Below are 25,482 nucleotides of genomic sequence, written 5' to 3'. Positions count from 1 at the left end.
AAAAACGGCTGCCACTGGCAGCCGTTTTTTTACCTTGTCGTAGCTTGTGTGTCTTTATCGGTTAGTGTGTAAAGGCAGGGCCAAAACCCGAGCTCCATAGAATCGCTGTGGCAGCCAGTACCACCACTAACAGCACCAGACCGCAGGTCACCACTGAACTGGCATAAATAAAACCACGTTCTTCCGGGATGTGCATCAGGATCGGTACCCCGACATAGAGCAAATACACCGAATAGGCTAGCCCGGCCAGACCAACCATCATTACAAACCACAGCTCAGGATACAGCGCGGCTAAACCCACCATAAACAGTGGCGTTGAGGTATAGGATGCCAGCTCCAGCGTTTGGGTATAAGTGGGTTCAGCGCCAAAGGTATGGGCCATCCAATGTGCTAATAAGCCCAGTGCAAAGACACCGGCAATCAGGGCGATATACATTGCCACCGCCATCAAGCGTGCGCTTTCGGCGGTTAAAAAGATTCTTTCACCCACACCGATGCTCCAACCCAGATGCACCGCTGAATAATAGGCACACAAAGAGGGGATCAGCGCGATCAATAAAATGTGAATCATGCTGTAGCGGAAACTTTCGTGTCTGGCATCAATCGTATGCCACTCTTCTTTCGGGTGGGCATACAAGCCCCATAAATGGTTTAGTATCATAATTATTATCCTTATTACTGCAAAACTGCACCCTTGTCCGGGCAATAACGCAGTTGCCCGTAGTTAAGTTATGACTGATGGTCAGAACTTCGTCAAGCCTGGCGTTGAATTTTTAAACACCAGCAAAGCAAGCTAGCTGAAGCTGCTGGCGGCGCTGTAACCGATTCGGTATACTTTGCCGCTGATTTTTAGAGCGGTTATCTGATGCAAAGTTGCGAATATCAACAGCTGTTGGCACCGATCCAGCAGTTTCTTGGCTGTGTTACCCCTGATGCCTGGTTAGTACAAGCGGCGAGGCCCGAGTCTTTACCGGTATTGCTGACGGATCATCTGATCTGTGAGTTAAAAGCGGCACAATCAGCGATGTTTTTGATTCGTCGCTATGCGGTAGACGAACAAAGCGCTGAAGCCTTATTGCAATGGCTAAAGCCATACGAAGATTTTACCTACCGCCAGCTTGGCGACTGGCAGCAACTGGCTGAGCATAAGCTGAAAAAGTCGATGCTACCCAAAGCCAGTTCGGCTTACGGTCAGGAACTGATCGATAAGATGGTGTTGCTGATTAAAGAAGAGCTACACCATTTTTATCAGGTGCTGGAAATGATGCAGCAGTTTGGTGTGCACTACGACAAGATCACCTCCAGCCGTTACGCCAAAGGTTTGCTCAGGCACGTCAGTACTTTTGAGCCAAATGCGCTGGTCGACAAACTGATTTGTGGTGCCTTTATCGAAGCGCGTTCCTGTGAGCGTTTCGCCCGCTTAGCGCCTTTATTGCCTAGTGCAATTGGTGATTTTTATATTTCGCTACTGCGTTCGGAAGCGCGTCATTATCAGGATTATCTGAGTCTGGCGCAGCAGATTGCCGGTAGCGATATCAGCGCGCGGGTGGCGTTTTTTGCCGAAGTTGAAGCCGAGCTGATTTTAAGCCCGGATGCTGATTTTAAGTTTCATAGTGGGGTACCGGTAGCAAGCGAGCAGGCGATCGCCTGATACTAGTCAGGAGAGCGCGGGCAGCGGATCAAATACCAGTTGCCACTGTTCGGCAGTGACTTTCAGATAGCTGCTTTGCGTATACCAGTCACCCAGCACATAACGCTCAGCAAGCAGGCCATAGACCTGCAGCTGATGTACTGCAGGTCTATGGGTATGACCATGGATCAGTTTCTGCACACCAAATTGCGCCATCACTTTTGGCACTTCTTCTGGTGTCACGTCCATAATACTGGTGGCATCTTGTCGCATATATTGCGCTTTCGCTTTAGCACTTTTTTCGCGGGCTTTACGGGCAATCCGCTGTCGTATGCTAAGTGGTAACGACAACATCAGCGTCTGCCACCAGGGCTGATTCCACCAGCGGCGGAATTTCTGATAGGCTAAATCCAGGGTGCAGAGGCTATCGCCATGCATAATCAGCGTAGGAGTACCGTAAAGATCAATCACCTGCTGTGGCGGCAATAGGGTGATGCCGGCCTGTTTTGCGTAGCGCTGTTTTAACAGGAAATCACGGTTGCCGTGAATAAAGAATACCGGCATCTGCTTACTGACCGTATGCAGTGCCGCTGCGACCTCTGCCAGTAATGGCTCCGGATTGTCATCACCAATCCAGACTTCAAATAAATCACCCAGAATATAGAGCGCATCGGCTTGCTGCGTTTCAGTAGCGAGGAAGTGCAAAAAGGCCTGAGTAATATCAGGCCTGTCTGCTGCCAGATGAAGATCGGCAATAAAAAGCGTAAACGCCATCAGCGTAAATGTCGCTTAAGCGCTATGCAGCTCAGCGCGCTCGATCACGACCGGCTCTACTGGTACATCGGCATGGCCGGCAAAGCGACCAGTACGCACTTTACGGATCTTATCAATCACGTCCATGCCTTCGATCACTTCACCAAATACACAGTAACCCCAGCCTTGCATGCTCTCTGAGCTGAAATCGAGGAAGTTGTTATCGGCGACGTTGATAAAAAACTGGCAGGTGGCTGAGTGCGGATCGCTGGTGCGAGCCATCGCAATGGTGCCTTTTTTATTTGAAACTTTGTTATTGGCTTCGTTTTTGATAGGTTTCTTGGTGTCTTTTTGATCCATATCCGGAGTAAAGCCGCCGCCCTGGATCATAAAGCCGTCAATGACCCGGTGAAAAATGGTACCGTCGAAGAAGCCATCTTTTACATAACTTAAAAAGTTCTCAACAGTAGCGGGGGCCTTGTCGGCGAACAGTTGCAGTTTAATAACGCCAAAATTGGTATGTAAGCTAACCATAGTAAAGGGTCCTGTCAGGTTAAAGTGCGTCTATTCTAGCGCAGCCGCCGTGATAAACAAAGCAAGGATAGCGGGCCTTGTCCGGCAATGTTACACTATCTCTCTTTTTACCGGGCCAGCAATTACGAGGACAGCATGCTGCAGATTTACAACACCTTAAGCCGTCAAAAAGAAGTCTTTACCCCTATTACGCCGGGCAAAGTGGGCTTATATGTCTGCGGTATTACCATCTACGATTACTGTCATGTTGGCCACGCCCGTACCTATGTCGCTTTCGATGTAATTAACCGTTATTTACGCTTTTGCGGCTATGATGTGACCTATGTGCGTAATATCACTGACGTTGACGATAAAATCATTAAGCGGGCGGCAGAAAATGGCGAAAGCTGTGATGCGTTAACGGCGCGTTTTACCCAGGCCATGCATGCCGACTTTAACGCGCTGGGCTTATTACCGGCGGATATTGAACCCACCGTGACCGGCCATATGCAGGAGATTATCCTGATGGTGCAGCAGCTGCTGGATAAAGGTTATGCCTATATCGCCAAAGACGGTGATGTGCTGTTTGATGTCAGCAAATATGACGCTTATGGCGCACTGAGCCAGCAAAATCTGGAGATGTTGCAAGCCGGTGCCCGGGTAGAAGTCTCGGATAGTAAAGACGATCCACTGGACTTTGTGCTGTGGAAAACGGCCAAGCCGGGTGAGCCTTACTGGCAATCACCGTGGGGCAATGGCCGGCCAGGCTGGCATATCGAGTGTTCTGCCATGAGTGCCAAACATTTAGGCGCACATTTTGATATTCATGGCGGCGGTTCAGACTTACAGTTTCCACATCACGAAAATGAAATTGCCCAGTCGACCTGTGCCCATGGCCATAAATACGTTAATACCTGGATCCATACCGGTATGGTGCAGGTTGATAAAGAGAAGATGTCCAAATCGCTGGGTAACTTCTTTACTGTCAAAGACGTGCTGGCGCAGTACAATGCCGAAGCCGTACGTTACTTCTTATTATCCAGCCAGTACCGCAGTCAGCTGAATTACTCAAAAGAGAATCTAGAGCAGGCACATGCGGCACTGGGCCGGCTATATAATGCGCTGCGGGATATTACGCCGGCAACTCAGGTCGATTTAAATAATGACTATGTCACACGCTTTAAAGCGGCGATGGATGATGATTTTAATACGCCGGAAGCCTTACCGGTGTTATTTGAACTGGCGCGGGAAGTAAACCGTTTTAAAACCACTGAGCCGGCCAAAGCCGCTGAGTTAGCTGCGGTGTTACAAACTCTGGCCGGCGTGCTGGGGATTTTACAGGGTGATGCCGAAGCCTTCTTAAAATCCGGCGCTTCGGATGATGAAGTCGGACAAATTGAAGCCTTAATAGCGAAACGTAACGCCGCCCGTGCGGCGAAAGATTGGGCGGCAGCCGATGCTGCCCGCGCCGAGCTGACTGCGCTTGGGATAGTGCTGGAAGATAAAAACGGTGTCACCAGTTGGCGTAAAGCTTAAAGCCTGTCGCCACAGTCAATAAAAAAACCGCTTTACCGCGGTTTTTTTATTGGCTTGATAAATTAGCGCAGCTTAGCTGGCGTCGTGATAGAGCTCACAGGCTTCCAGCGTATTTTCAATCAGGCTGGCAACGGTCATTGGGCCGACACCACCCGGTACCGGCGTGATATAGCGGGCATGCTTAACTGCATTGGCATAGTCGACATCGCCGACCAGTTTACCGCTATCCAGACGGTTGATACCGACGTCGACCACTAAAGCACCAGGTTTAACCCAATCACCCGGAATAAATTCCGGCCGGCCGACCGCCACCACCAGTAAATCGGCACGCCGCACCTGCTGCTCCAGGTTCTTAGTAAATTTATGGCATACGGTAGTGGTACAGCCTGCCAGTAACAGCTCCAGCGCCATTGGCCGGCCGACGATATTAGAGGCACCAACGACCACCGCATCCATGCCTTTGATATTGACCCCGGTGCTGTGCAGCAGGGTCATAATGCCTTTCGGCGTACAGGGACGCAGTGCCGGCATCCGCTGTGCCAGGCGGCCGATATTGTAAGGATGAAAACCATCGACATCTTTTCTGGGATCAATCCGCTCTAAAATCGCCGAGGCATCTAAACCGGCAGGCAGGGGCAGCTGAACCAGGATACCATCGACGCTGTGGTCGTGATTTAACTGATCAATTAAATCGAATAATTGCTGTTGGCTGCTGTCTGCCGGCAAATCATAGGACACCGAATGAAAACCCACTTCCTCGCAGGCTTTGCGCTTGCTGCCGACATAAACCTGCGATGCCGGATCCAGACCGACTAACACCACTGCCAGACCTGGCGCACGCTTACCGGCGGCAACCCGTGCCCGAACCTGTGCTGCGACCTTATCTTTTGTTGCCTGGGCAACGGCTTTACCATCAATAATTTGTGCTGTCATGCCTGCTGAGTTCCCGCCAGATTTGAAAGCAGTATTTTCGCACAGCAGCCAGTTTTCTGCCATCCTTGATCGGCAACCGCCGCTTTTTCTCGCTTTAGGTTCAAATAATCGCCAATCGGCTGAAATTAGCAAAAAATAGTTTGACGCTACAGGTCGCGGGCGTTAATATTCCGCCCCGTTGCAGCAGTGCAGCATAGTCGGTGATTGGCGCAGCTTGGTAGCGCACTTGGTTTGGGTCCAAGGGGTCGCAGGTTCAAATCCTGCATCACCGACCACTTTATTTTCCAGCATTATTCACGTTAAAAATCACTTGCAGTTCAGGTCTGTCGTCTAGACATTCCAACCTAATTTCTTCCGTTCAATAAAAACCAAATTTCGTTATTCAGAGTCTGGAGCAGTGCATCCGGCGGCTAAACGCGCCGTACAACTTTCCTGGGGCACGCCGTGAACCCATCCCTGGGGGCTCCTCTTTTTCATCCCTGAAAAAGACGTCCCCAGAAAAGTGTACTATGCATTTACCGCCTCGTTCGGCAGGGGCTTCTGCATTCACGATTTCCGACCGAAGCTCGGTGAATGTAATGAATACTGTCTGAAAGAACTCTTGGTAACACGATAGTGAACGAGGTGGTAAGCATTCCGTGCACTTTGTAAGGGACTGTATTTTTCAGGGATGAAAAATGCAAGCGTACAGGGATGTATTCACAGCGTGTCCCGTCAAAGTTGTACGGTGTGCTTGCCGCCGGATGCTCCGAATTAGAACCTGCGTAACGATGAGCAATAGTAGCGTTGAGATTGGGGCAGCGCCCTTAGCAGGGTAGTAATTTTCTCCACCGGCTTCAAGGATCACATCCCTGTGCCCTTTCAGCCTCCGCAGCATCCCTGCTGCTGTTACGAAAATTCTACCGCAGCTAAGGGCTTAACTAATATCGGTGAGTCATGACGACTCTCAGAAATCGAACGAGGTGGTAAGCATTCCGTTGATCCACACCGCTATACCCAACATTTCGCAAATCAATACCAGACTAAGCTGCCCACCGATCCTAGGCGGCACTCAAGCCGCAACATAGCCACTAAATTTGTAATTTAATTACAGTTTTCGCTATTTTTTATCGTCTATTAAAGCAGCAAGGTTTTTGTGGTTTGATGCTAAATTTATGAATAATAATGCTTATGTTGAAACGTGAACGCGATGCAAATTGTAACCAAGGTGGTGCCGGGTTACAGTTTTTGCTAGAATAGCCGGCGGAACAACCAATGGAGGAGTTATGCTTAAGCCATCCTGGCGCAGGGTAGTACTGAAAGTCGGCAGTGCCCTGATTGCGCCGGACCAAGATGGATGCAGCGAAAGATATTTGCGTCCTATTGCCGAATTTATTCAACAATGTCGTCAACTTAACCGGGAAGTGATCCTGGTTTCTTCAGGTAGCGTCGCTGCCGGTCGCCATCATTTTCAGTTTCAACATCAGCGGGTGCCAATCGCACTGAAACGGGCTATGGCTGCTGTTGGTCAAACCGAAATGATGAATTTCTGGAGCCGCTGCTTCGATTTCCCCTGTGCCCAGGTATTACTGACCCATGGCGATCTCAGTGATCGGGTGCGGCATATTAATGTTAAAAATACCCTGAAGCGGCTGTTAGATCATGGTGTTTTACCGATCGTTAATGAAAACGATACTATCGCTACCGATGAGCTGAAAGTCGGTGATAACGATAACCTGGCTGCGATGGTCGCCAGTGTGGTTCAGGCTGATGCCTTAATTATTTGCTCAGATGTGAATGGTTTATATACCGCCGATCCAAACAAAGATCCCGCCGCCAAACTGATCCCGGAAGTAAGGCAAATTACCCCGGAGATCTATGCGTTGGCAGGTGGCGCCAGCTCGCGGGTCGGTACCGGCGGTATGCGCACCAAAATTGAAGCGGCAGAAAAGGCCACCGCTCAGGGGGTGGATACTCTGATTGTCGATGGTCATCAGGCAGCAACCTTTCAGTGTCTTTTAGCGGGTAACAATCCGGGCACTATTTTCTATGGTCAGAAAATACCCTTACCGGCTAAAAAACATTGGGTTAGACATACCCTGCGTGCCAAAGGCGAAATTTGGGTCGATGATGGCTGTGTTAACGCCCTGTGTAGTCATGGCGCCTCATTATTGAGCAGTGGTATAGTGCAGGTAAAAGGTGACTTTGCGCCAGGCGATGCGGTGATTGTGCGTTGTTCGGTTAGCAAGCGCTCGATAGCTAAAGGTGTCAGCCGCTTTAGTGCCAGCCAGTTGTTTTCGATTAAAGGCCAGCACAGTGAAAAAATTGCCTCTTATCTGGGTTTTTGCCCCAATGGCAGTAATGCGGTGATCCACCGCAGTGAAATGATGTTACTGGAGAAATTATGACTAGCGATGTTGCGGCCAGTTTAGCCGCCGGTGCCGCTCAGGCCGCCAAAGCGGTTGCGACCTTGAGCACTGCTGAAAAAAATACAGTATTACAAGCTTTTGCCGACAAGATCCGCCTGGCTACGCCTGCCATTCTGGCAGAAAACCGTGCTGAAGTTGCCGAAGCGGCCGCGAATGGCACCAGTGCCGCTATGCTGGATCGCCTGACGCTCAACGAGCAGCGTATTGAATCGATGGCGGCGGCCATTGAACAAATTATTCAGTTGCCGGATCCGGTCGGGCAAAGCCGCTTTATCGAGCAGCGGCCAAATGGCATTAAAATTAGTAAGCGCCGTATTCCGCTGGGCGTAATTTGTATGATTTACGAAGCTCGGCCTAATGTCACTGCCGATGCCGGGGCCTTGTGCTTTAAAGCCGGTAATGCGGTGATCCTGCGTTGTGGCCGCGAGGCGATTAAAACCAGTCTGGCGATTGCCAGTGCGATGCGTCAGGCATTAACCGAGCATCAGTTGCCGCCTGAGGTACTGACGATAGTACCGGATCCGGATCGTAACCTGCTGTTAGCCTTATTAAAGCAGGAAGAGTATATCGACTTAGTGATCCCACGCGGTGGCGAGGGCCTGATCCGCTTTGTCACCGAGCAGAGCCGGATTCCGGTGATCCAGCATTTTAAAGGTGTCTGCCATCTGTATGTTGATAAGGCAGCTGATCCGGCTATGGCGCTTAAGCTACTGCTAAACGGTAAAGTACAGCGTCCCGGCGTCTGTAACGCGCTGGAGGGCTTGTTAGTGCATCAGGCGGTCGCGGCCGACTTTTTACCATTGGCTGCGCAGGCACTGGCCGAACATCAGGTCAAGGTGCATGCTTGTCAGCGCAGTTTGCCTTACTTTAATGGCGCTTCGCCGATTGCCGATGACGAATTTGGTCAGGAGTATCTGGCTCCGGAAATTGCGGTGCGGGTAGTGGATGATTTGGCTGCTGCTTTGGCGCATATTGATCAGTTTGGCAGTCAGCATACTGAAGTAATTTGCACCGCTGATCAGGCCGCAGCTGACCGCTTCCTCGCCAGTGTAGATACGGCCGTGGTCATGCATAATGCGTCGTCGCGTTTTTCTGACGGTGGTGAGCTGGGGCTGGGCGCAGAGATTGGCATCTCTACCAGTAAATTACATGCCTATGGCCCGATGGGACTGGAAGCCTTGACCACTGAAAAATTTGTGGTCCAGGGGGAGGGGCAGACGCGCGGCTAACGGGTCGAAATAAATCTGACTTTTTGTCGCAAAAAATGCAGAAAAAACGGGCTTTTCGTTTAACGAAAGCCCGTTTTTTATTAGTTCTTACAAACACTTAAATACAGTAAATTGAAGGGCTCGACTCGCGGCTTCTAGCCCGCTATAATGCCGCGTCCAATTATTAACAGGTCAGGTTCATCCTAAGTTTGTCGACACCCGGCCAAGACAGTACGGCGTATCCAAGGCGCCTGACATTGAATTTGAGGTAAAACGATGCAAGTTTCTGTTGAAACCACCCAGGGTTTAGAGCGCCGTGTAAATATTACTGTGCCGGCTGCAACATTAGATAACGAAGTAAAAAGCCGCCTGCGTGACGTCGCAAAACGTCAGCGTATCGATGGCTTCCGTCCTGGTAAAGCGCCTATTTCAATCATCCAAAAACGTTTTGGCCTGGCGGTACTACAGGAAGTGGCGTCTGAGCAAATGCAACGCGCTTTTTACGAAGCCATTATCGAACACAAATTAACCCCAGCCGGTGCGCCAACTTTTGCTCCGGAAGCGCTGGAAAGCGGTAAAGATCTGGCTTTCACTGCGACTTTCGAAATCTACCCGGAAGTGACTGTTGCTGCACTGGATAAAGTGGAAGTGACTAAGCCAGTGGTTGAGATCTCTGAAGACGATCTGAACAAGATGCTGGAAACGCTGCGCAAGCAACACGCCAAGTGGGAAGCCTCAGACGCTGCTGCTGCCTCTGGTGACCGCGTTACCATCGATTTCGTTGGTTCTATCGACGGCGAAGAGTTTGAAGGCGGTAAAGCCTCTAACTTCGTGCTGGAGTTAGGTCAGGGCCGGATGATCCCGGGCTTTGAAGATGACATCATCGGTAAAAAAGCCGGCGAAGCGGTTACCGTTAACGTGACCTTTCCGGAAGAATACCACGCGGAAAACCTGAAAGGTAAAGCCGCCAGCTTCGCTGTAACGGTAAACAAAGTTGAGCAGCAAGTACTGCCTGAGCTGAACGACGAGTTCGCGGCGCTGTTTGGTTTAACTGAAGCCACTGTTGACGCACTGAAAGCTGAAGTACGTAAGAATATGGAACGCGAGCTGAAGCAAACCATTAAAGGTAAAGTGAAAGAGCAGGTCATCAAAGGCTTACTGGCAACTAATGAAGTTGAAGTACCAAAAGCCCTGATCGCCAGCGAAGTTGATGTACTGCGTCAGCAAGCGATGCAGCGTTTTGGTCAGAACGTAAATCCGAAGCAATTACCAGAGCTGCCAGCTTCTCTGTTCGAAGAGCAGGCGAAAGATCGCGTTAAAGTCGGTCTGTTATTGGGCGAAATCATCAAGACTAACAGCCTGAAAGTTGACGAAGCTAAGGTACAAGAGCTGATCGATAACGTGGCGTCTGCCTACGAAGATCCGGCTGAAGTCGTGGCGTACTACAAAGGCAACAAAGAGCTGATGCAAAGTATGCGTAACGTGGCTTTAGAAGAGCAGGCGATTGATGTAGTGCTGGCAGCTGCTAAAGTAACTGAACAAGCTGCTGCTTTCGATGAGATTATGAACCCGAAGGCTGCTAACTAAGATTGACTTCTTAGGCTGGCACGGTTTTAATGGCTCGGACACCTGTTCGGGCCATTTTATTTTGCGGCACCGCTATTTTCGACACCTTACAGCTTTAAGAGAAGGGATCCCAGATTATGCCAATGTCTCGTGACATGAATGAGATTGTCAACGCCTTAGTACCCATCGTCATTGAACAAACCGCCAAGGGTGAACGCTCTTTTGATATTTACTCGCGTCTGTTAAAAGAGCGGGTAATATTCCTGACTGGTCAGGTTGAAGACCATATGGCGAATCTGATTGTCGCCCAATTATTGTTCCTTGAATCTGAAAATCCGGAAAAAGACATCTATATTTATATCAATTCACCGGGCGGTTCGGTCACGGCGGGTTTATCGATTTATGATACGATGCGTTATATCAAGCCGGATATCGCTACTGTGTGTGTTGGTCAGGCAGCAAGTATGGGCGCTTTCCTGTTATCCGGTGGTACCAAAGGTAAGCGTTACTGTTTACCTAATGCCCGGGTGATGATTCACCAGCCGTTAGGGGGCTTCCAGGGCCAGGCAACGGATTTTGAGATCCATGCCCGGGAGATTTTAAGTATCAAAGAGAAGCTAAACCGCTTAATGGCGGAACACTCAGGCAAGAGCTATGAGCAAGTGTGCAAGGATACCGAGCGCGATAACTTCTTAAGCGCGCAGCAAGCCTTGGACTATGGCCTGATCGATGCCATATTAACGCAGCGGGATGCGAAATAATTTAAAGCAGGCCGGGTTTTGGCCCGGCTGGTTGAACAAGAGGTAGTTACATGTCTGATCACCGCACTGACGGCGATAAGAGCGGCAAATTACTGTACTGCTCTTTTTGTGGCAAATCACAGCATGAAGTGCGTAAGTTGATCGCAGGGCCACAAGTTTATATTTGTGATGAATGCGTTGACCTATGCAACGATATCATTCGGGAAGAGATTAAAGATATCTCGCCGAAGCGTGATACCGAAAAGTTGCCGACGCCGCGCGAGATCCGCAAACATCTGGACGATTATGTGATCGGTCAGGAGCATGCGAAGAAAGTTCTGGCGGTAGCGGTCTATAACCACTACAAACGCCTGCGTAGCATCCAGCAAAAGCAGGATGTGGAACTGGGTAAGAGTAATATTCTATTGATCGGTCCTACCGGTAGCGGTAAAACGCTGCTGGCTGAAACCCTGGCGCGTTTACTGGATGTGCCTTTTACCATGGCCGACGCCACCACATTAACCGAAGCTGGTTATGTTGGTGAAGACGTGGAAAATATCATTCAGAAACTGCTGCAAAAATGCGATTACGACGTCGAAAAAGCGCAGCGCGGTATTGTCTATATCGATGAAATCGACAAGATCTCACGCAAGTCTGATAACCCGTCTATTACCCGTGATGTGTCCGGTGAGGGGGTACAGCAGGCGCTGTTAAAGCTGATTGAAGGCACCATTGCTTCGGTACCACCACAAGGTGGTCGTAAGCACCCACAGCAGGAGTTTTTGCAGGTTGATACCTCAAAGATCCTGTTTATCTGTGGTGGCGCCTTCGCTGGCCTGGACAAAGTTATTGAACAGCGGATGGCGAAAGGCTCAGGTATTGGTTTTGGCGCTGAAGTGAAAAGCAAAGAAAGTAGCCGCAGCCTGACCGAAAGCTTCCGCGATGTAGAACCGGAAGACTTAGTGAAATACGGCCTGATCCCGGAATTTATTGGCCGTCTGCCGGTAGTTGCTACATTGACCGAGCTGGACCTGGATGCGCTGATGCAGATCCTGAGTCAGCCAAAGAATGCGCTGATCAAGCAGTTTGCTGCCTTGTTCGCGATGGAAGAGGTCGATCTGGAGTTTCGCGATGATGCCTTAAAAGCCATCGCGCAAAAAGCCATGGACCGTAAGACCGGCGCCCGGGGTTTACGCTCTATCGTCGAAGGCGTGTTGCTGGATACCATGTACGAATTACCGTCGATGCAGGATGTCAGCAAGGTTGTTATCGACGAGACAGTGATCCGCGGTGAGAGTCAGCCCATACTTATCTACGAGAGCAGTGAGCCGGCGGTAGCCGAATCGCATTAAAAAAGGGAGCTGCAAAGCTCCTTTTTTATCTGATGAATTGAAGTTTCCGGAAAAAGCCCCATATACTGGCTTATATCGCCTGCAGTTATTAATTTCGAGAGCTATTTCATGACCACAGAACACCAAGAAACCTTGCATATGCCGGTATTGGCATTGCGGGATGTCGTTGTTTACCCGCATATGGTGATCCCACTTTTTGTTGGCCGGGCGAAGTCTATTAAGTGTTTAGATGCGGCGATGGACAATGATAAGCAGATCTTTTTAGTGGCACAAAAAGACGCCACTCTGGATGATCCTACCGAAAAAGATTTGTATCAGATCGGTACCGTTGCCACTATTCTGCAACTGTTAAAACTACCGGATGGCACCGTTAAGGTGTTAGTTGAAGGCGGTAAGCGCGCAAAACTGAGTAAATTTACTGAGACCAAAGACAGCTTTGCGGCCTTTGTCGAGCTGGTGCCAACTCAGGACATCGATAGCCGTGAGCAGGAAGTATTCCTGCGTTCGGCAATTAACCAGTTTGAAGGCTATATCAAGCTAAATAAAAAGATCCCGCCTGAGGTACTCACTGCGCTAAGTGGTATCGATGATGCGGCCCGTCTGGCTGATACTATGGCGGCGCATATGCCGCTGAAAGTCGAAGATAAGCAAAAGGTACTGGAGCTGACGGACGTGACCGAACGGCTGGAGTATCTGATGGCGATGATGGAGAGCGAGATCGATATTCTGCAGGTCGAGCGCCGCATCCGCAGCCGGGTGAAAAAGCAGATGGAGAAAAGCCAGCGCGAGTACTATCTGAACGAACAAATGAAAGCAATCCAGCGCGAGCTCGGTGAGCTGGAAGATGCGCCGGATGAGTTTGAAACCCTGTCGAAAAAAATTGCTGAGGCGAAAATGCCGGCTGAAGCAGAAGCCAAGGCTAAGGCTGAGCTGCAAAAGCTGAAAATGATGTCACCGATGTCCGCAGAGGCTACAGTGGTGCGCAGCTATATTGACTGGTTAACTCAGGTGCCGTGGCAGACACGCTCTAAGGTAAAGAAAAACCTGGCTGCCGCTGAGCAAATCCTGAATGCCGATCACTATGGCCTGGAGAAGGTCAAAGAGCGGATCATGGAATATCTGGCAGTGCAGCAGCGGGTTAACAAGTTAAAAGGGCCCATTCTGTGTTTAGTTGGTCCGCCGGGTGTCGGTAAAACGTCACTGGGGCAATCGGTTGCCAAGGCAACCGGCCGCAAATATGTGCGGATGGCCTTAGGCGGGGTGCGGGATGAAGCGGAAATCCGTGGTCACCGCCGTACTTATATCGGCTCGATGCCAGGCAAGATTATCCAGAAGATGGCAAAAGTTGGAGTGCGTAACCCATTGTTCCTGCTGGATGAAATTGACAAGATGGCATCGGATTTCCGCGGTGATCCGGCAGCGGCGTTGTTAGAGGTACTGGATCCGGAGCAGAATGGCGCCTTTAGCGATCATTACCTGGAAGTTGACTACGATCTGTCTGATGTGATGTTTTTCGCCACCTCTAACAGCCTGAATATTCCGCCGGCTCTGCTGGATCGGATGGAAGTCATCCGCTTATCGGGTTATACCGAGGATGAAAAGCTGAATATCGCCAAACAGCATTTGGTGCCGAAGCAAGTCAGCCGTAATGGTTTGAAGCCGTCAGAAGTGCTGATTGAGGATAGCGCCATTATCGGCATTATCCGTTACTACACCCGTGAAGCCGGGGTGCGCAGCTTAGAGCGGGAAATTTCGAAACTTTGCCGCAAGGCAGTGAAGCAAATTCTGCTAAGCAAAGGTTTAAAGCAAGTCGTGATTAACGACGCTAATCTGGAAGAGTTCTTAGGTGTACACCGCTTTGACTACGGTAAAGCCGAAGACAGCAACCGCATCGGTCAGGTGACCGGTCTCGCCTGGACCGAAGTGGGGGGCGATTTACTAACCATTGAAGCGGCGGCTGTCGTGGGTAAGGGTAAGCTGACCTATACCGGTTCACTCGGTGATGTGATGAAAGAATCCATTCAGGCGGCGATGACGGTGGTGCGCAGCCGCGCAGAGGGGCTGCGGATAAACGAAGATTTTTACGAGAAACGCGATATCCATGTGCATGTGCCGGAAGGGGCAACGCCAAAAGATGGCCCAAGTGCTGGTATTGCGATGGTCACCGCCCTGGTCTCCAGTTTAACTGGTAATCCGGTACGGGCTGATGTGGCCATGACCGGTGAAATTACGCTGCGCGGTGAAGTGTTACCGATTGGTGGCTTAAAAGAGAAGTTACTGGCCGCACATCGAGGCGGCATCAAGCGGGTATTAATACCTTTTGATAATGTTCGCGACCTGAAAGAAATTCCGGAAAACGTGAAAAGTGCGTTGCAAATCACGCCGGTAAAATGGATTGAAGAGGTGCTGGAAGCCGCATTGCAAGAGCCTTTGGCACGGGTAACAGTGCCAAATACGGCAAAAAATGCAGCAAAAAGCAAAAAAACCGAAAAAAATCCGGTTTAGGGGCTTTTCATTCCCGTTGGCTGTGCTAAGTTATGGACAGTTTCGGCTAAGCCCTTGTGTTGCAAGGGCTACAGCCTAAGCCAAAAAAGATTAGTTTTAATGTTTCTGCTGCTTGCAAGCAATGTCTTTGCTTGTTATAACAAGCAGGCAAGGATTAAACCTAATAGCTTGTAGTTGTAGAAAATAATAACAATTGAAGGGGATGATATTGTGAACAAGTCTCAACTGATCGACAAAATTGCTGCGAATGCAGATATCTCTAAGGCCGCAGCAGGTCGTGCTTTAGACGCGTTCATCGACGCTGTTACCGAAGCTCTTAAGGAAGGCGACTCAGTAGCTTTAGTTGGTTTTGGTACTTACAGCGTACGTGAGCGTGCAGCCCGTACTGGCCGTAACCCACAAACCGGCGCTACTATCCAAATCGCTTCTGCGAAAATTCCTTCTTTCAAGCCGGGTAAAGCGTTAAAAGACGCAGTTAACTAATAGAATTTCCGTCCGGCGCGCCGGGGGAGTTCCACAAGCCGGTAGCTTAGCTCAGGCTTCTATAAAAAAGGCGCATCTGTTAAGATGCGCTTTTTTTTTAACACAACTTTTGTGTCACGACATAACAGAGAAAGCGCAACGATGTTAGAACGAATCAGAGAAGGCTCACAGGGTATGACCGCCAAGATCATTCTTGGCCTGGTGATCCTGACATTTGCATTGGCAGGCGTCGGCGGTTACCTCAGCTCACCCCGTGAGGCGATAGTCGCCGTGGTGAACGGCGAAGAAATCAGTCAGGCACGCTTCGAGCAAGCACTGCAAAGTGAACGCTCGCGGATGCAGCAGCAGTTTGGTGAAATGTACGACATGCTGGCCGCTGACCCGGGTTATATGGCCAATTTTCGTAGCGAAGTGTTAGAGCGGCTGATTGACGACACCTTGCAAAAGCAGTTTGCCCGTCGTTTGGGTTTGCGGGTTGGCGATGATCAGGTGCGTGCTGCGGTGGTGAATCTGCCGGAATTCCAGGTCGATGGCGTCTTTAACAATGACCGTTTTATTGCCATTCTGCGTCAAGCGGGCTATCAACCAGCCGAGTTCCGTGAACTGATCCGCGAAGATCTGTCAGGCAGTCAGTTGATGCAAGGTCTGCTGGGCAGTGAGTTTGGTCTAGCCGGTGAGATTAATCAGTTACTCGCTCTGCAACAGCAAACCCGCGACATTCGCTACCTGACGATACCGGCTGAGCGTTTCCGTAGCCAGTTAAACCTGAGCGAAGAACAAATACAAAGCTATTATCAGCAGCAAATTGCGCGTTTCATGACGCCCGAGCAAGTGGCTGTTGAGTATGTGGAGTTATCAGCAGCGGCTCTGGTAGCGGATATCGAAGTGACGGAGCAGCAGGTGGCTGACTACTATCAGGCTAATCAGGCGCGCTTTGGTAGCGCCGAGCGGCGCGAAGTCGCGCATATCATGTTGGAAACCGAGCAGGACGACAGTGCGATCGAGCAGCAGGCTCAAGCGTTATTAGCTGAGTTAAAAGCGGGCGCAGATTTCGCTGCCCTGGCGCAGCAGCACTCAGCTGATACCTTCTCAGCCCAAAACGGCGGTGAATTGGGTCCGCTGGTTGCCGGCCAGATGGATGCGGCCTTTGAAGCGGCGGCGATGGCATTAGCGGCAGAAGGTGAGCTGTCGGGTGTGGTACGTAGCGAGTTTGGTTATCATATTATCAAACTCAGTAAATTTACCCCTGCGACAACCAAGACCCTAGCTGAGGTAGCAACTGAAATCCGTAATCAGTTACAGGCCGACCAGGCAACAGCACTGTTTTACGACTTGCAGCAGCGACTGGCGCAAACCGCTTTCGAACAGCCGGATAACCTGGAAGATGCAGCCGAAGCTATCGGCGTGAAGGTCCAGCACACGACCTTATTTAGCCGCAACACTGCACCTGCCTTATTGGCGCAGCCCGCCGTATTAAGCCGCTTGTTTAATCCGACCTTTATTGCTGAGCGTTTAAACAGTGATGTGATTGAACTGGCGCGGGATCAGGTGTTGGTCGTGCGGGTGAAAGAGCATCAGGTTGCCCGCACCCTGCCACTGGATGAAGTACGCCCAGAAGTTGAAGCAGCGGTACAACAGCAAGAGCTGGCCAGATTAACCGCGGCCTATGCAGCTGAGTTACTTGCGGCGAAAACGGATCTGGACAGTCTGGCAACTCAGGTTGCGGTAACCATTAATGACCATCCAGCAACACCGCGTTTTGGTGGCGCTCTGGGTACTGAGATCCGTGCCAAAGCTTTCGCTATGCCAAGACCAGAGAGTGGCGTTACCAGCCTGGATTCAGTGCAACTCGCCAATGGCGATGTCGTTCTGGTAGCGGTATCGGCAGTAACGGACGCTGAGATCAGCAGCGTACCGGATGCTGGTCAGTTGGAAGCTATTGCCCGTCAGCAAGCGGAGCAAAATTATCAGGCGTTATTGGCAGTACTGCGGGCTGATGCGAAAATCAGCCGTCAATTGCGCAATACTACCCAACCTGACGATATTTAAATCTCAGCTAGTACAAGCCCCGGATATCCGGGGCTTTTTTTTGCTATCACACACTCTGCTATTGAGTGTCGCAGCTGCCGATACTATCACCGTTTAGTTGGCAATACTGCAGACTAGTTTCAACATCCAGTCCCAGAGTAAGGACGCCAAGCTGACGGCCATCAGCAGCGATTACCGGGATACTGAGCTGGGTCAGAAAGCGTGCGGTTGAGGCATCAAACTGTACCTCATCCAGAAAGTAGCTTTGCTTAGTGCCGAAGACTTGCTGATATTTCGCTTCGTCACCCTGCCAGAAATCTGAGGTGATCTCGCTGATGGCGACATTACGCCCCTGCACATCCATCAGGATAATCTCCGCAATCTGCCCGGCAAAACTGTGTTGGAACTGTTGTAGTTGCAAGGAAAGTGGGCTTAGTAACATTTGCTTTGCCAGGGTCGCGATACCCAGTTCCACTTCTTCGATCCATTGTTGATCCTGTTGCAGGATCTGCTGTTCGGTCCACAGCTGCTGCTTGGCAGCGCCTAATGCCTGCTGCACATCCTGACGGCGGCTTAGTGCCTGCGCCTGCGGCAAAAAGCGTTGCAGTATTAACTGCTGTTCCTGCGGTGAGAGCGCAAAACTCTGTTGGCTGCAGCCCGCGATCAGGGCGTTAAAGCGGTTGAGAAACTGTGGTCTCAGTTGCAAAAACTGATTTGAGAAATAAACCCCCAACGGCACATAACGGAAAAAGCTTAGCTGGTAGTCGCTCTGATCCAGACCCAGGCGTTCAGCGTTTAACTGAAATGCCTCTAAATCCATCAGGATCCGATCGACGCGCTTTAATTGCAGCAGGCGGACCAGTTCCTCATCGGTATTGACTTCGCTTGTGACGGTTTCTGCCATCAATTGAAACCATTTTTGCTGATGACTGCCGCGTACCGCCCCCAGCGCCTTTTCATGAACTGCCAGTTTTACCGACTGAAGATGTTCAATCCAATACCAGTTTTCCAGATACAGCGGCGCTGAGAGTTCGCCAAAGGGTTCCATTTCGCTAAGCAGAATAGCGCTGAAATAGCCGTCAAGGCGATTTAGCCGGATTTCCTGCCGCGCTCTGAGCCAGGGTAAGCTTAATAGCTGGTAGGGCTGCTGCATACGCTGGAAAATACAGTCGATCTGCCGTCGGCTGGCATCCTGATTGTCCAGTGGCATATTGGTGGCCATTTGCGCCGGCGTTATGGTCTGGATGCTGAGAATGAAAAGTGCTGTAAGCATAAAGTATCCTGCAAGCGCAACTATCCCTGAGTTGTAGTAGGGCGTGTTAACGTTTGCTGCTTGTTTTTGCAGCAATCGTTAACACGCCCTAATTATAGCCGTACTTTAGAGCAAGCTATTGAGTAATTTACGGGTGTAGTCATGGCGCGGCGCGCGAAAAACCTCGGCCGTGGGGCCATAATCCGTTGTTTCGCCTTCTGACAATACCAGCATATCATCACTCAGATGCTGTACCAGCTGCAGGTTATTAGTAATCAGCAGATAGGCCAGATCGTTTTTTTGCTGTAATTCCAGCAGCAGATTAACGATTTGGGCGCGCAGGGATGGGTCCAGTGCTGACAGGGCCTGATCAAGAATTAACAGCTTGGGATCGAGGATCAAGGCTCTGGCCAGTGCGACCCGTTGTAGCTGCCCGCCGGAAAACATATGTGGATAAAACTCAGCATGTTCGTCTAATAAACCAAGCTGACGTAGTGTCTTGCGGATCTTGGTGCGGCGTTGCGTAGGGTCGAGAATGGTGCTGAACCGCAGTACATCTTCCAGCATCTGACCGACTTTCTGCAATGGGTTCAGTGATTGACTGGCATCCTGAAAGATAAAGCGGATCACATGGTTATACTTTTTATAGTGGCTGATCTCCACCGGCTCGCCAGCCAGGCGGATCACCCCGCTATCCGGTTTTTCGATCCCAACCAGTAACTTCGCCAGGGTGCTTTTACCAGAGCCGGTTTCGCCGACTATCGCCAGGGTTTTACCAGACTGCAAACTAAAGCTGATATCGTGTAACGCCTGGATCCGTTTACGCCGGAATAAACCTAAATGCTTGACGTAGGTTTTAGACAGCTGTTCAACTTCGAGTAAGTTACTCATTTCTCACCTTTACCCAGCAGCGGAAAATGGCAGCTAAAAAAATGATTTTGTAAGCGTTCCTGCTGCGGTGTCTTTACACATTCCTTGCGGGCATTCGGACAGCGGGGGCCGAGGCGGCAGCCAATGGGTAAATGCTGTAACGTTGGAATGCTGCCATGTAGCGCATAGAGCGGACTTTTAGGGGCCAGTTCGGGTTGAAACTCCGGTACGCTTTTAATCAGGGCGTCGGTATAGGGATGCAAAGGCTGTTGCAGCAAGCTGGCAGTGTCACCACTTTCAACCAGCTGCCCGCAGTACAGGACGCTTAAATTTTGGGTATAACGGGCAACGCTTTCCAGTTCATGACTGATCAGCAGCACTGCCATACCTTTTAACTGATTAAAACTGGCCAGTAACCGAAATAGTTGTGCCTGGGTGGTGCTCTCCAGCGCCGTGGTGGGTTCATCGGCAATTAACAGTTTCGGGTTTTTCGCAATCGCCATCGCGATCATAATTTTTTGACAAACCCCTTCGGATAACTGAAACGGATAACTTTGCATCACATTTTGATGGTCGCGGATCCCGACTTTGTGCAGTAGGGCAATAGCGCGTTTCTTACGCTCAAAGGGTCTTTGCCACCAACGACTCTCCAGCAGATGGCTTGGAATCGCCTCTTCCAGCTGTTCACCGATTTCGGCGGTCGGATCCAGGCTACGGCTTGGCTCCTGATAAATCATCGCGATGTCGCGGCCGATAATCTGTCGCCGCTGCTCGCTGCTGATCCTGAGTAAGTCTTGCCCTAACCAGTTAAAACGGTCAGCATGCACGTGCCAGCGCCGGTTTAGCACGCCGACAATGGCCTTGGCCACCAGACTTTTCCCGGAGCCTGACTCACCGACCAGGCCACGGGTTTCGCCCTCTTTTAATGATAAACTGACCCGGTCAACAGCCCGGATCAAACCATCCGGGGTCTCCAGCTCTATGGTCAGGTTTTTAATATCCAGTAGTAGCATCAGCCTTCCCGCCTGCGTTGCATGGCGATTTTCAGGCCATCGCCGACCAGATTAACAGAGAGTACAGCAGTAAAAATCAATAAGCCTGGGATCGCAACGCTGGCTGGTGCCAGATAAATCAGATCCAGCGAGTCATTGATCATCGCCCCCCATTCCGCAGTTGGCGCCTGGGCGCCCAGGCTGAGAAAGCCCAGCGCGGCGATATCTAGAATGGCGGTGGATAACGCCATCGAACACATAATGGTGACTTTTTCCCAAATATTTGGGATCACCAACCGGGTCAGGACCTGCCAGTTATTGGCGCCATCCAGCCGGTAGGCGGTAACGTAGTCCTGCTTTAGTTGTTCAGCAATAGCATTACGAATGCCGTGCACAAATTGTGGCAGTAACGCCAGACTAACAGCCCAGGCAGTGTTCGCCAGGCCTGGGCCTAATACCGCGACAATAATAATCGCCAATAGTAGCGACGGGATGGTCAGGATTAAATCAAGTAAATGATTAAAAAAGCTCGATTTAACGCCACGGCTCATGCCTGCCAGTGCGCCCAGCGCCAAACCGGCGATTAAGGCTCCCAGCACCGTGACCAATGCCAGACCGAAGGTATAGGTAGTACCCTTGAGCATTCTGGACAGCAAATCCCGTCCTAAATCATCGGTACCAAAAGGATACTGTACCAGACCTTGTTCTGACCAGGACGGCGGTAACAGTAATAAATGATCGGCCTGCAGATAGGGGTCATGTGGTGTCAGCAGCGACGCCAGAATACTCAGTAACAAAAAACCGGCAAACAAGGCCAGGCCAAACAGGGCACTGTGCTGACGGGCAAATTCACGCCACAGCTGCACCAGGGGGGAGCGGTTTTTCTCTTCAAAATACAAGCGAAACTTCTGCATCTTAACGCTTCCTGGCCAGCGGGTTAAAGAAAGTATGCAGGATTTCGGTCAGCATATTGACCGTAATCACCAGTACCGAAATAATCATCAGCCCGGCCTGGATTGCCGGGAAGTTGCGCTGATAGATGCTGTCGATCAGCCAGCGGCCAATGCCGGGCCAGGAGAAGATCACTTCGGTTAGCATGGCAAGCGTGATCAGGGTACTAAACTGCAGGCCAATTTGCCGGATCACCGGTAACAGGGCATTGCGCAAGCCATGCCGGTACAACACCTGCAACCGGCTTAACCCTTTGGCCTTTGCGGTTTTAATATAGCTTTGCTCCCAGACATCGAGCATCGCATCGCGCACAAAGCGGATCATCACAGTAGTTGGAAAGGTCGCGAGCGCCAGGGTGGGTAACAACAGATGTCGTAAGGCGTCCTGTAGCGCCGCCTGTTGGTAGCTGACATCGGACAACAGAATATCGATCAGCATAAAACCGGTTTGCGGCGGGATCTCGTAGAGCACGCCAAGGCGGCCACCGGATGGAAACCAACCCAGACCTACTGCGAATACCATAATCAGCAAGAGACCCCACCAGAATATGGGCAGCGAATAACCGGTGATGGCGATGGCCGAGATACATTTGCCGACGACACCGTCTGGTTTGATTGCCGCCAGAATACCAAGCGGTACCCCGACAAAAAAGGATACCAGCAGGGCGTAACTGGTTAACTCCAACGTTGCCGGTAACACCTGACGGATCTCAGTTAACAGCGGTTGCTGGCTGGCGAGAGATAGCCCCCAATCGCCGTGCCAGAGGCGCTGGATAAATGCCAGATACTGCTGTAAATAAGAGCTGTCGAGCCGGTACGCCAGGGTCAGCTGCTCGCGTGTGGTGTCATCCAGATAGCGTAAACCGGAGAAGTTTTGCAATGGCTCGCCAGGAAACAGGTAGCCGAGGCTAAAGGCGAAAATACTTAACCCCAGTAATACGGTGCCAAGTAAAAACAGCCGGCGCAACAGGTAAATGGTCATGGTTGCACCCGTCTGGCCTGAAATAAGGCAATACCACCATAGGGGTTAATACTGACGCCTTCTACCTGCGAGTTCAGTGCCTGGATCCGCTGCGAATGCGCCATAGCAACCAGAGGGAGCTCGTTATGCAGATATTGTTGGGCTGCCAGGTAGTAACTACGTCTTTGCTGCTGATCACTGGTTAGCAGCGCCTGATTAATCATGCGGTCAAAGACCGGATCGCACCACAGGGCACGGTTAGAGCCGCTGTCTGCGGCGGCACAGCTAAGCAGTGGCCGGAAAAAGTTGTCCGGATCGGCATTGTCCGCGGCCCAGCCAATCAATACGGAATCATGCTCGCCCTGACTGAGCCGGCGGCGGAAAGCATTCCACTCGTAGCTGACAATGCTGGCGTTAACTCCGATCTGCGCCAGGTCGGCCTGCAGTAATTCAGCCATTTTCAATGCATTGGGGTTGTACAAACGTTGTACCGGCATCGCCCAGATGTTCATATTAAAGCCATTGCCATAACCGGCCTCGGCCAGCAGCTCGCGTGCCCGTTGTGGGTTATATTCATGCAACGGAATTTGCGGGTTAAAGGCCCAGGAAGTCGGCGGCAGCACGGAGCGGGCGGCGGTGGCCTGATTAAAATACACGGCTTGCAAAATCGCCCGTTGATTAATCGCCAGCGATAGCGCCTGGCGCACCTTAACATTGTCAAAGGGCGCTTTACGGGTATTAAAGGCCCAGAAACCGACATTCATACTGGTGCTTTCCTGCACCCGGACATCAGGCCGTTCGGTGATCAGCGCCAGCTCGGCCAGTCGCGGATAGGCAATAATGTCGCACTCATGGGTTAACAGCTTGGCCATTCGTCGGGCGTTATTCGGCACTATATCAAATACCAGCTGTGCCATCGCCGCTTCACCGCGCCAGTAGTTGGCATGCCGGTAAAAGCGTACCAGAACATCTTTTTGGTACTCGCGGAAGAAAAACGGCCCTGTACCAACCGGCAAACTATCAATTTGTGCCGGCCGGCCGCTGGCCAGTAATTGCCCGGCATATTCAGCCGACAGAATAGCGGCAAAATCCGTAGCCAGATTAGACAGGAAAGAGCTGTCAGGCCGGCTAAGCTGAAACTGCACGGTAAGCGGGCCTGTTGCCCGCACTTCGGTTACCAGAGCTGTCCAGTCAACACTCTGAAAATAGGGATAGACAGCACCGCCGACAGCATGGAAGGGATGGTCTGGCTGTAAAATACGATTAAAAGTAAAGACCACATCGGCTGCCTGCAATGGTCTGCTGGGGGTAAAATAATGTGTCTGATGAAACTGCACATCGGGTCTGAGCTGAAACTCATAGGTTCTGCCGTCGGCAGAGCGCTGCCAGCTGCTGGCCAGAGCCGGCAGCAGATCGCCACTTTGCGGGTCAATATCCAGCAGCCGGTCGTACAGTTGCTGGCTGATAATATCAATGGTGGTGCCAGAGGTCACCCGCTGTGGATTAAAATGTTCCGGTGAGCCCTCTGCGCAATAGACTAAACCGCCCTCACGCAGCGGGCCCTGATCCCGGCTGCAGCCGCCGAGCAGGGCAACACAAAGCAGGCTTAAACAAGACAGATATTTCACTGCTGACTATCCAGTAACTGATATTTTTTCATATACCCCCTGAGCTGATGATAGGTCAGTCCCAGCACATCGGCGGTTTTTTTCTGATTATACTGACAAGCTGCCAGTGCTTGCTTAATTAAGCGCACCTCAAAGTCCTGCGACAGCGTTTTAAAATCCAGGTTGCCGGAAAAATCAAACTCTGCGGCAACGCCTTGTACTGCCGCCGAGCCGGGCTGTAGGGCCGATGCCAGGGGCTGCGTTGCCTGCGGTAGCGGCTCAGATAGCACCCGGCTCACTGGTGCTTTGATCCTTTTCTGTGGCCGGTAGGCTGATTCAAAGGGGTCGAGCTGAATAGTATGTACCGGCACATAGCCATTATTGTTGCGGTATACGGCGCGCTCAACCACGTTTTTCAACTCCCGTACATTACCGGGCCAGTCGTAGTCCAGCAGCGTTTTCTTAGCTTTTTCAGTAAAGCCGCTGAATAACTCCAGCCCCAGCTCGCGTGCCATGTTGATGGCAAAGTGCTCCGCCAGCAGCAGAATATCCTCCCGGCGCTCGCGCATCGGCGGCAGAGTGATCACATCAAACGCCAGACGGTCCAGTAAATCTGCCCGAAATTCGCCTTGTTCTGCCATCGAGGGCAGATCTTCATTGGTGGCGCAGACCAGGCGCACATCCACCCGCACCGGCCGGCTGCCACCAACCCGCTCAAATTCGCCATATTCAATAACCCGCAGCAATTTTTCCTGCACCATGGCCGGGGTATTGGCCAATTCGTCCAAAAACAGGGTGCCGCCATTGGCGCGCTCAAAGCGGCCCTCATGGCGTTTACTGGCGCCGGTAAAGGCACCGGCTTCATGCCCGAACAGTTCGCTTTCTAATAAATTTTCGTTTAAGGCAGCACAGTTCAGCGTAAGATATTGTTGATCCCAGCGCTGCGACAGAAAGTGCAGACGGGCTGCAATCAGTTCTTTACCGGTACCGCGCTCGCCAATGATCAGCACCGGCTTATCCAGCGGCGCCAGTTGTGACACCTGATCCAGCACGTTTAAAAAACTGTTGGCCTGGCCTAGCAGGTTATCTTGTTGGAACTTCCTATTCATGAGCAGCCATAAGTTAGCGAAAATTACTAATAAATAGTGTATTTCATAACGTGACTAAGCGATAGTTGAATTTTAAAATAAAAAAT

21 protein-coding genes and 1 tRNA gene are annotated in these 25,482 nt (G+C 51.0%); 11 read left to right on the top strand and 11 right to left on the bottom strand.

Translation table 11 applies throughout. From position 1 onward, the window contains the following. Positions 1–61 precede the first annotated feature (61 nt). Positions 62–661 carry a Yip1 family protein gene (locus tag A9165_RS05325; RefSeq protein WP_008607470.1) on the bottom strand — a complete coding sequence of 200 codons (600 nt, stop codon included), beginning with the start codon at positions 659–661 and terminating at the stop codon, positions 62–64. Between the two features lie 204 nt (positions 662–865). On the opposite strand from A9165_RS05325, the gene A9165_RS05320 reads away from it, so the two are divergent. Beyond that, positions 866–1,651, top strand: coding sequence for a tRNA-(ms[2]io[6]A)-hydroxylase (locus tag A9165_RS05320; RefSeq protein ID WP_065955164.1), 786 nt, complete (start codon positions 866–868; stop codon positions 1,649–1,651). 6 nt (positions 1,652–1,657) lie between these two features. Here the strand turns inward: A9165_RS05320 and A9165_RS05315 are convergent, their stop codons facing one another. Beyond that, on the bottom strand, positions 1,658–2,404 hold the full coding sequence (locus tag A9165_RS05315; RefSeq protein ID WP_065955163.1) for a UDP-2,3-diacylglucosamine diphosphatase: 747 nt from the start codon (positions 2,402–2,404) through the stop codon (positions 1,658–1,660). Positions 2,405–2,419: 15 nt separating this feature from the next. Then, complete coding sequence (locus A9165_RS05310) at positions 2,420–2,917, bottom strand: peptidylprolyl isomerase (RefSeq protein ID WP_008607473.1); 498 nt, start codon at positions 2,915–2,917, stop codon at positions 2,420–2,422. 135 nt (positions 2,918–3,052) lie between these two features. On the opposite strand from A9165_RS05310, the gene cysS reads away from it, so the two are divergent. Next, the gene (gene cysS / locus A9165_RS05305) at positions 3,053–4,432 is read left to right on the top strand and encodes a cysteine--tRNA ligase (RefSeq protein ID WP_065955174.1); all 1,380 of its coding nucleotides are present in this window, start codon (positions 3,053–3,055) and stop codon (positions 4,430–4,432) included. Positions 4,433–4,504: 72 nt separating this feature from the next. On the opposite strand, the gene folD is transcribed toward cysS, so the two are convergent. Beyond that, positions 4,505–5,365, bottom strand: a complete 861-nt coding sequence (gene folD / locus A9165_RS05300) for a bifunctional methylenetetrahydrofolate dehydrogenase/methenyltetrahydrofolate cyclohydrolase FolD (protein WP_065955162.1) — start codon at positions 5,363–5,365, stop codon at positions 4,505–4,507. A gap of 198 nt (positions 5,366–5,563) precedes the next feature. Here folD and A9165_RS05295 point away from each other — a divergent pair. The 9 genes from A9165_RS05295 to A9165_RS05250 all read left to right on the top strand — a co-directional run bounded on the left by A9165_RS05295 (position 5,564) and on the right by A9165_RS05250 (position 17,676). Then, a tRNA-Pro gene (locus A9165_RS05295) sits at positions 5,564–5,640 on the top strand. Between the two features lie 990 nt (positions 5,641–6,630). Next, positions 6,631–7,752, top strand: a complete 1,122-nt coding sequence (gene proB / locus A9165_RS05285; protein ID WP_065955160.1) for a glutamate 5-kinase — start codon at positions 6,631–6,633, stop codon at positions 7,750–7,752. Further along, positions 7,749–9,002, top strand: coding sequence for a glutamate-5-semialdehyde dehydrogenase (locus A9165_RS05280; RefSeq protein WP_065955159.1), 1,254 nt, complete (start codon positions 7,749–7,751; stop codon positions 9,000–9,002). Before proB ends, A9165_RS05280 begins: the two co-directional genes overlap by 4 nt. Before the next feature lie 255 nt (positions 9,003–9,257). Beyond that, entirely contained in the window at positions 9,258–10,568 is a 1,311-nt protein-coding gene (gene tig / locus A9165_RS05275; RefSeq protein WP_065955158.1) for a trigger factor, read from the top strand. Positions 10,569–10,702: 134 nt separating this feature from the next. After that, positions 10,703–11,308 carry an ATP-dependent Clp endopeptidase proteolytic subunit ClpP gene (clpP, locus tag A9165_RS05270; protein ID WP_008607512.1) on the top strand — a complete coding sequence of 202 codons (606 nt, stop codon included), beginning with the start codon at positions 10,703–10,705 and terminating at the stop codon, positions 11,306–11,308. A 50-nt stretch (positions 11,309–11,358) separates the two neighbouring features. Beyond that, positions 11,359–12,639 carry an ATP-dependent protease ATP-binding subunit ClpX gene (clpX, locus tag A9165_RS05265; RefSeq protein WP_008951451.1) on the top strand — a complete coding sequence of 427 codons (1,281 nt, stop codon included), beginning with the start codon at positions 11,359–11,361 and terminating at the stop codon, positions 12,637–12,639. Between the two features lie 108 nt (positions 12,640–12,747). After that, on the top strand, positions 12,748–15,144 hold the full coding sequence (gene lon, locus A9165_RS05260; RefSeq protein ID WP_065955157.1) for an endopeptidase La: 2,397 nt from the start codon (positions 12,748–12,750) through the stop codon (positions 15,142–15,144). Between the two features lie 210 nt (positions 15,145–15,354). Next, entirely contained in the window at positions 15,355–15,627 is a 273-nt protein-coding gene (gene hupB / locus A9165_RS05255) for a nucleoid-associated protein HU-beta (RefSeq protein WP_008607515.1), read from the top strand. A gap of 141 nt (positions 15,628–15,768) precedes the next feature. Next, the gene (locus A9165_RS05250; protein ID WP_083216228.1) at positions 15,769–17,676 is read left to right on the top strand and encodes a SurA N-terminal domain-containing protein; all 1,908 of its coding nucleotides are present in this window, start codon (positions 15,769–15,771) and stop codon (positions 17,674–17,676) included. 58 nt (positions 17,677–17,734) lie between these two features. Here the strand turns inward: A9165_RS05250 and A9165_RS05245 are convergent, their stop codons facing one another. The 7 genes from A9165_RS05245 to pspF all read right to left on the bottom strand — a co-directional run bounded on the left by A9165_RS05245 (position 17,735) and on the right by pspF (position 25,396). Beyond that, positions 17,735–18,928: a PDC sensor domain-containing protein gene (locus A9165_RS05245; RefSeq protein ID WP_065955155.1), complete on the bottom strand. Its 1,194-nt coding sequence runs from the start codon at positions 18,926–18,928 to the stop codon at positions 17,735–17,737. A 105-nt stretch (positions 18,929–19,033) separates the two neighbouring features. After that, on the bottom strand, positions 19,034–19,798 hold the full coding sequence (locus A9165_RS05240; RefSeq protein ID WP_065955154.1) for an ATP-binding cassette domain-containing protein: 765 nt from the start codon (positions 19,796–19,798) through the stop codon (positions 19,034–19,036). Beyond that, positions 19,795–20,790: an oligopeptide/dipeptide ABC transporter ATP-binding protein gene (locus A9165_RS05235; protein WP_065955153.1), complete on the bottom strand. Its 996-nt coding sequence runs from the start codon at positions 20,788–20,790 to the stop codon at positions 19,795–19,797. Before A9165_RS05235 ends, A9165_RS05240 begins: the two co-directional genes overlap by 4 nt. Beyond that, positions 20,790–21,683: an ABC transporter permease subunit gene (locus tag A9165_RS05230; RefSeq protein ID WP_065955152.1), complete on the bottom strand. Its 894-nt coding sequence runs from the start codon at positions 21,681–21,683 to the stop codon at positions 20,790–20,792. The genes A9165_RS05235 and A9165_RS05230 overlap by 1 nt, the downstream gene beginning before the upstream one ends. A 1-nt stretch (position 21,684) precedes the next feature. Next, positions 21,685–22,701: an ABC transporter permease subunit gene (locus A9165_RS05225; RefSeq protein ID WP_065955151.1), complete on the bottom strand. Its 1,017-nt coding sequence runs from the start codon at positions 22,699–22,701 to the stop codon at positions 21,685–21,687. Then, entirely contained in the window at positions 22,698–24,308 is a 1,611-nt protein-coding gene (locus tag A9165_RS05220) for an ABC transporter substrate-binding protein (protein WP_008607524.1), read from the bottom strand. The genes A9165_RS05225 and A9165_RS05220 overlap by 4 nt, the downstream gene beginning before the upstream one ends. Further along, the gene (gene pspF, locus A9165_RS05215) at positions 24,305–25,396 is read right to left on the bottom strand and encodes a phage shock protein operon transcriptional activator (RefSeq protein ID WP_008607525.1); all 1,092 of its coding nucleotides are present in this window, start codon (positions 25,394–25,396) and stop codon (positions 24,305–24,307) included. The genes A9165_RS05220 and pspF overlap by 4 nt, the downstream gene beginning before the upstream one ends. Positions 25,397–25,482 lie beyond the last annotated feature (86 nt).

Source organism: Alishewanella sp. HH-ZS (assembly GCF_001704375.1).
Taxonomy (GTDB): domain Bacteria; phylum Pseudomonadota; class Gammaproteobacteria; order Enterobacterales; family Alteromonadaceae; genus Alishewanella; species Alishewanella aestuarii.
Note: the sequence above shows the minus strand (reverse complement) of the source record. Positions and strands in the feature narration are given on the sequence as shown.

Excerpts from the sequence above, each read along its gene's own strand:
- clpX (WP_008951451.1), top strand. The coding sequence starts at position 11,359 with ATGTCTGATCACCGCACTGACGGCGATAAGAGCGGCAAATTACTGTAC.
- lon (WP_065955157.1), top strand. The coding sequence starts at position 12,748 with ATGACCACAGAACACCAAGAAACCTTGCATATGCCGGTATTGGCATTG.
- A9165_RS05240 (WP_065955154.1), bottom strand. The coding sequence starts at position 19,798 with ATGAGTAACTTACTCGAAGTTGAACAGCTGTCTAAAACCTACGTCAAG.
- folD (WP_065955162.1), bottom strand. The coding sequence starts at position 5,365 with ATGACAGCACAAATTATTGATGGTAAAGCCGTTGCCCAGGCAACAAAA.
- A9165_RS05280 (WP_065955159.1), top strand. The coding sequence starts at position 7,749 with ATGACTAGCGATGTTGCGGCCAGTTTAGCCGCCGGTGCCGCTCAGGCC.
- cysS (WP_065955174.1), top strand. The coding sequence starts at position 3,053 with ATGCTGCAGATTTACAACACCTTAAGCCGTCAAAAAGAAGTCTTTACC.
- A9165_RS05320 (WP_065955164.1), top strand. The coding sequence starts at position 866 with ATGCAAAGTTGCGAATATCAACAGCTGTTGGCACCGATCCAGCAGTTT.
- tig (WP_065955158.1), top strand. The coding sequence starts at position 9,258 with ATGCAAGTTTCTGTTGAAACCACCCAGGGTTTAGAGCGCCGTGTAAAT.
- A9165_RS05310 (WP_008607473.1), bottom strand. The coding sequence starts at position 2,917 with ATGGTTAGCTTACATACCAATTTTGGCGTTATTAAACTGCAACTGTTC.
- clpP (WP_008607512.1), top strand. The coding sequence starts at position 10,703 with ATGAATGAGATTGTCAACGCCTTAGTACCCATCGTCATTGAACAAACC.
- A9165_RS05250 (WP_083216228.1), top strand. The coding sequence starts at position 15,769 with ATGTTAGAACGAATCAGAGAAGGCTCACAGGGTATGACCGCCAAGATC.
- A9165_RS05235 (WP_065955153.1), bottom strand. The coding sequence starts at position 20,790 with ATGCTACTACTGGATATTAAAAACCTGACCATAGAGCTGGAGACCCCG.
- A9165_RS05230 (WP_065955152.1), bottom strand. The coding sequence starts at position 21,683 with ATGCAGAAGTTTCGCTTGTATTTTGAAGAGAAAAACCGCTCCCCCCTG.
- A9165_RS05325 (WP_008607470.1), bottom strand. The coding sequence starts at position 661 with ATGATACTAAACCATTTATGGGGCTTGTATGCCCACCCGAAAGAAGAG.
- A9165_RS05245 (WP_065955155.1), bottom strand. The coding sequence starts at position 18,928 with ATGCTTACAGCACTTTTCATTCTCAGCATCCAGACCATAACGCCGGCG.
- A9165_RS05225 (WP_065955151.1), bottom strand. The coding sequence starts at position 22,701 with ATGACCATTTACCTGTTGCGCCGGCTGTTTTTACTTGGCACCGTATTA.
- proB (WP_065955160.1), top strand. The coding sequence starts at position 6,631 with ATGCTTAAGCCATCCTGGCGCAGGGTAGTACTGAAAGTCGGCAGTGCC.
- pspF (WP_008607525.1), bottom strand. The coding sequence starts at position 25,396 with ATGAATAGGAAGTTCCAACAAGATAACCTGCTAGGCCAGGCCAACAGT.
- A9165_RS05315 (WP_065955163.1), bottom strand. The coding sequence starts at position 2,404 with ATGGCGTTTACGCTTTTTATTGCCGATCTTCATCTGGCAGCAGACAGG.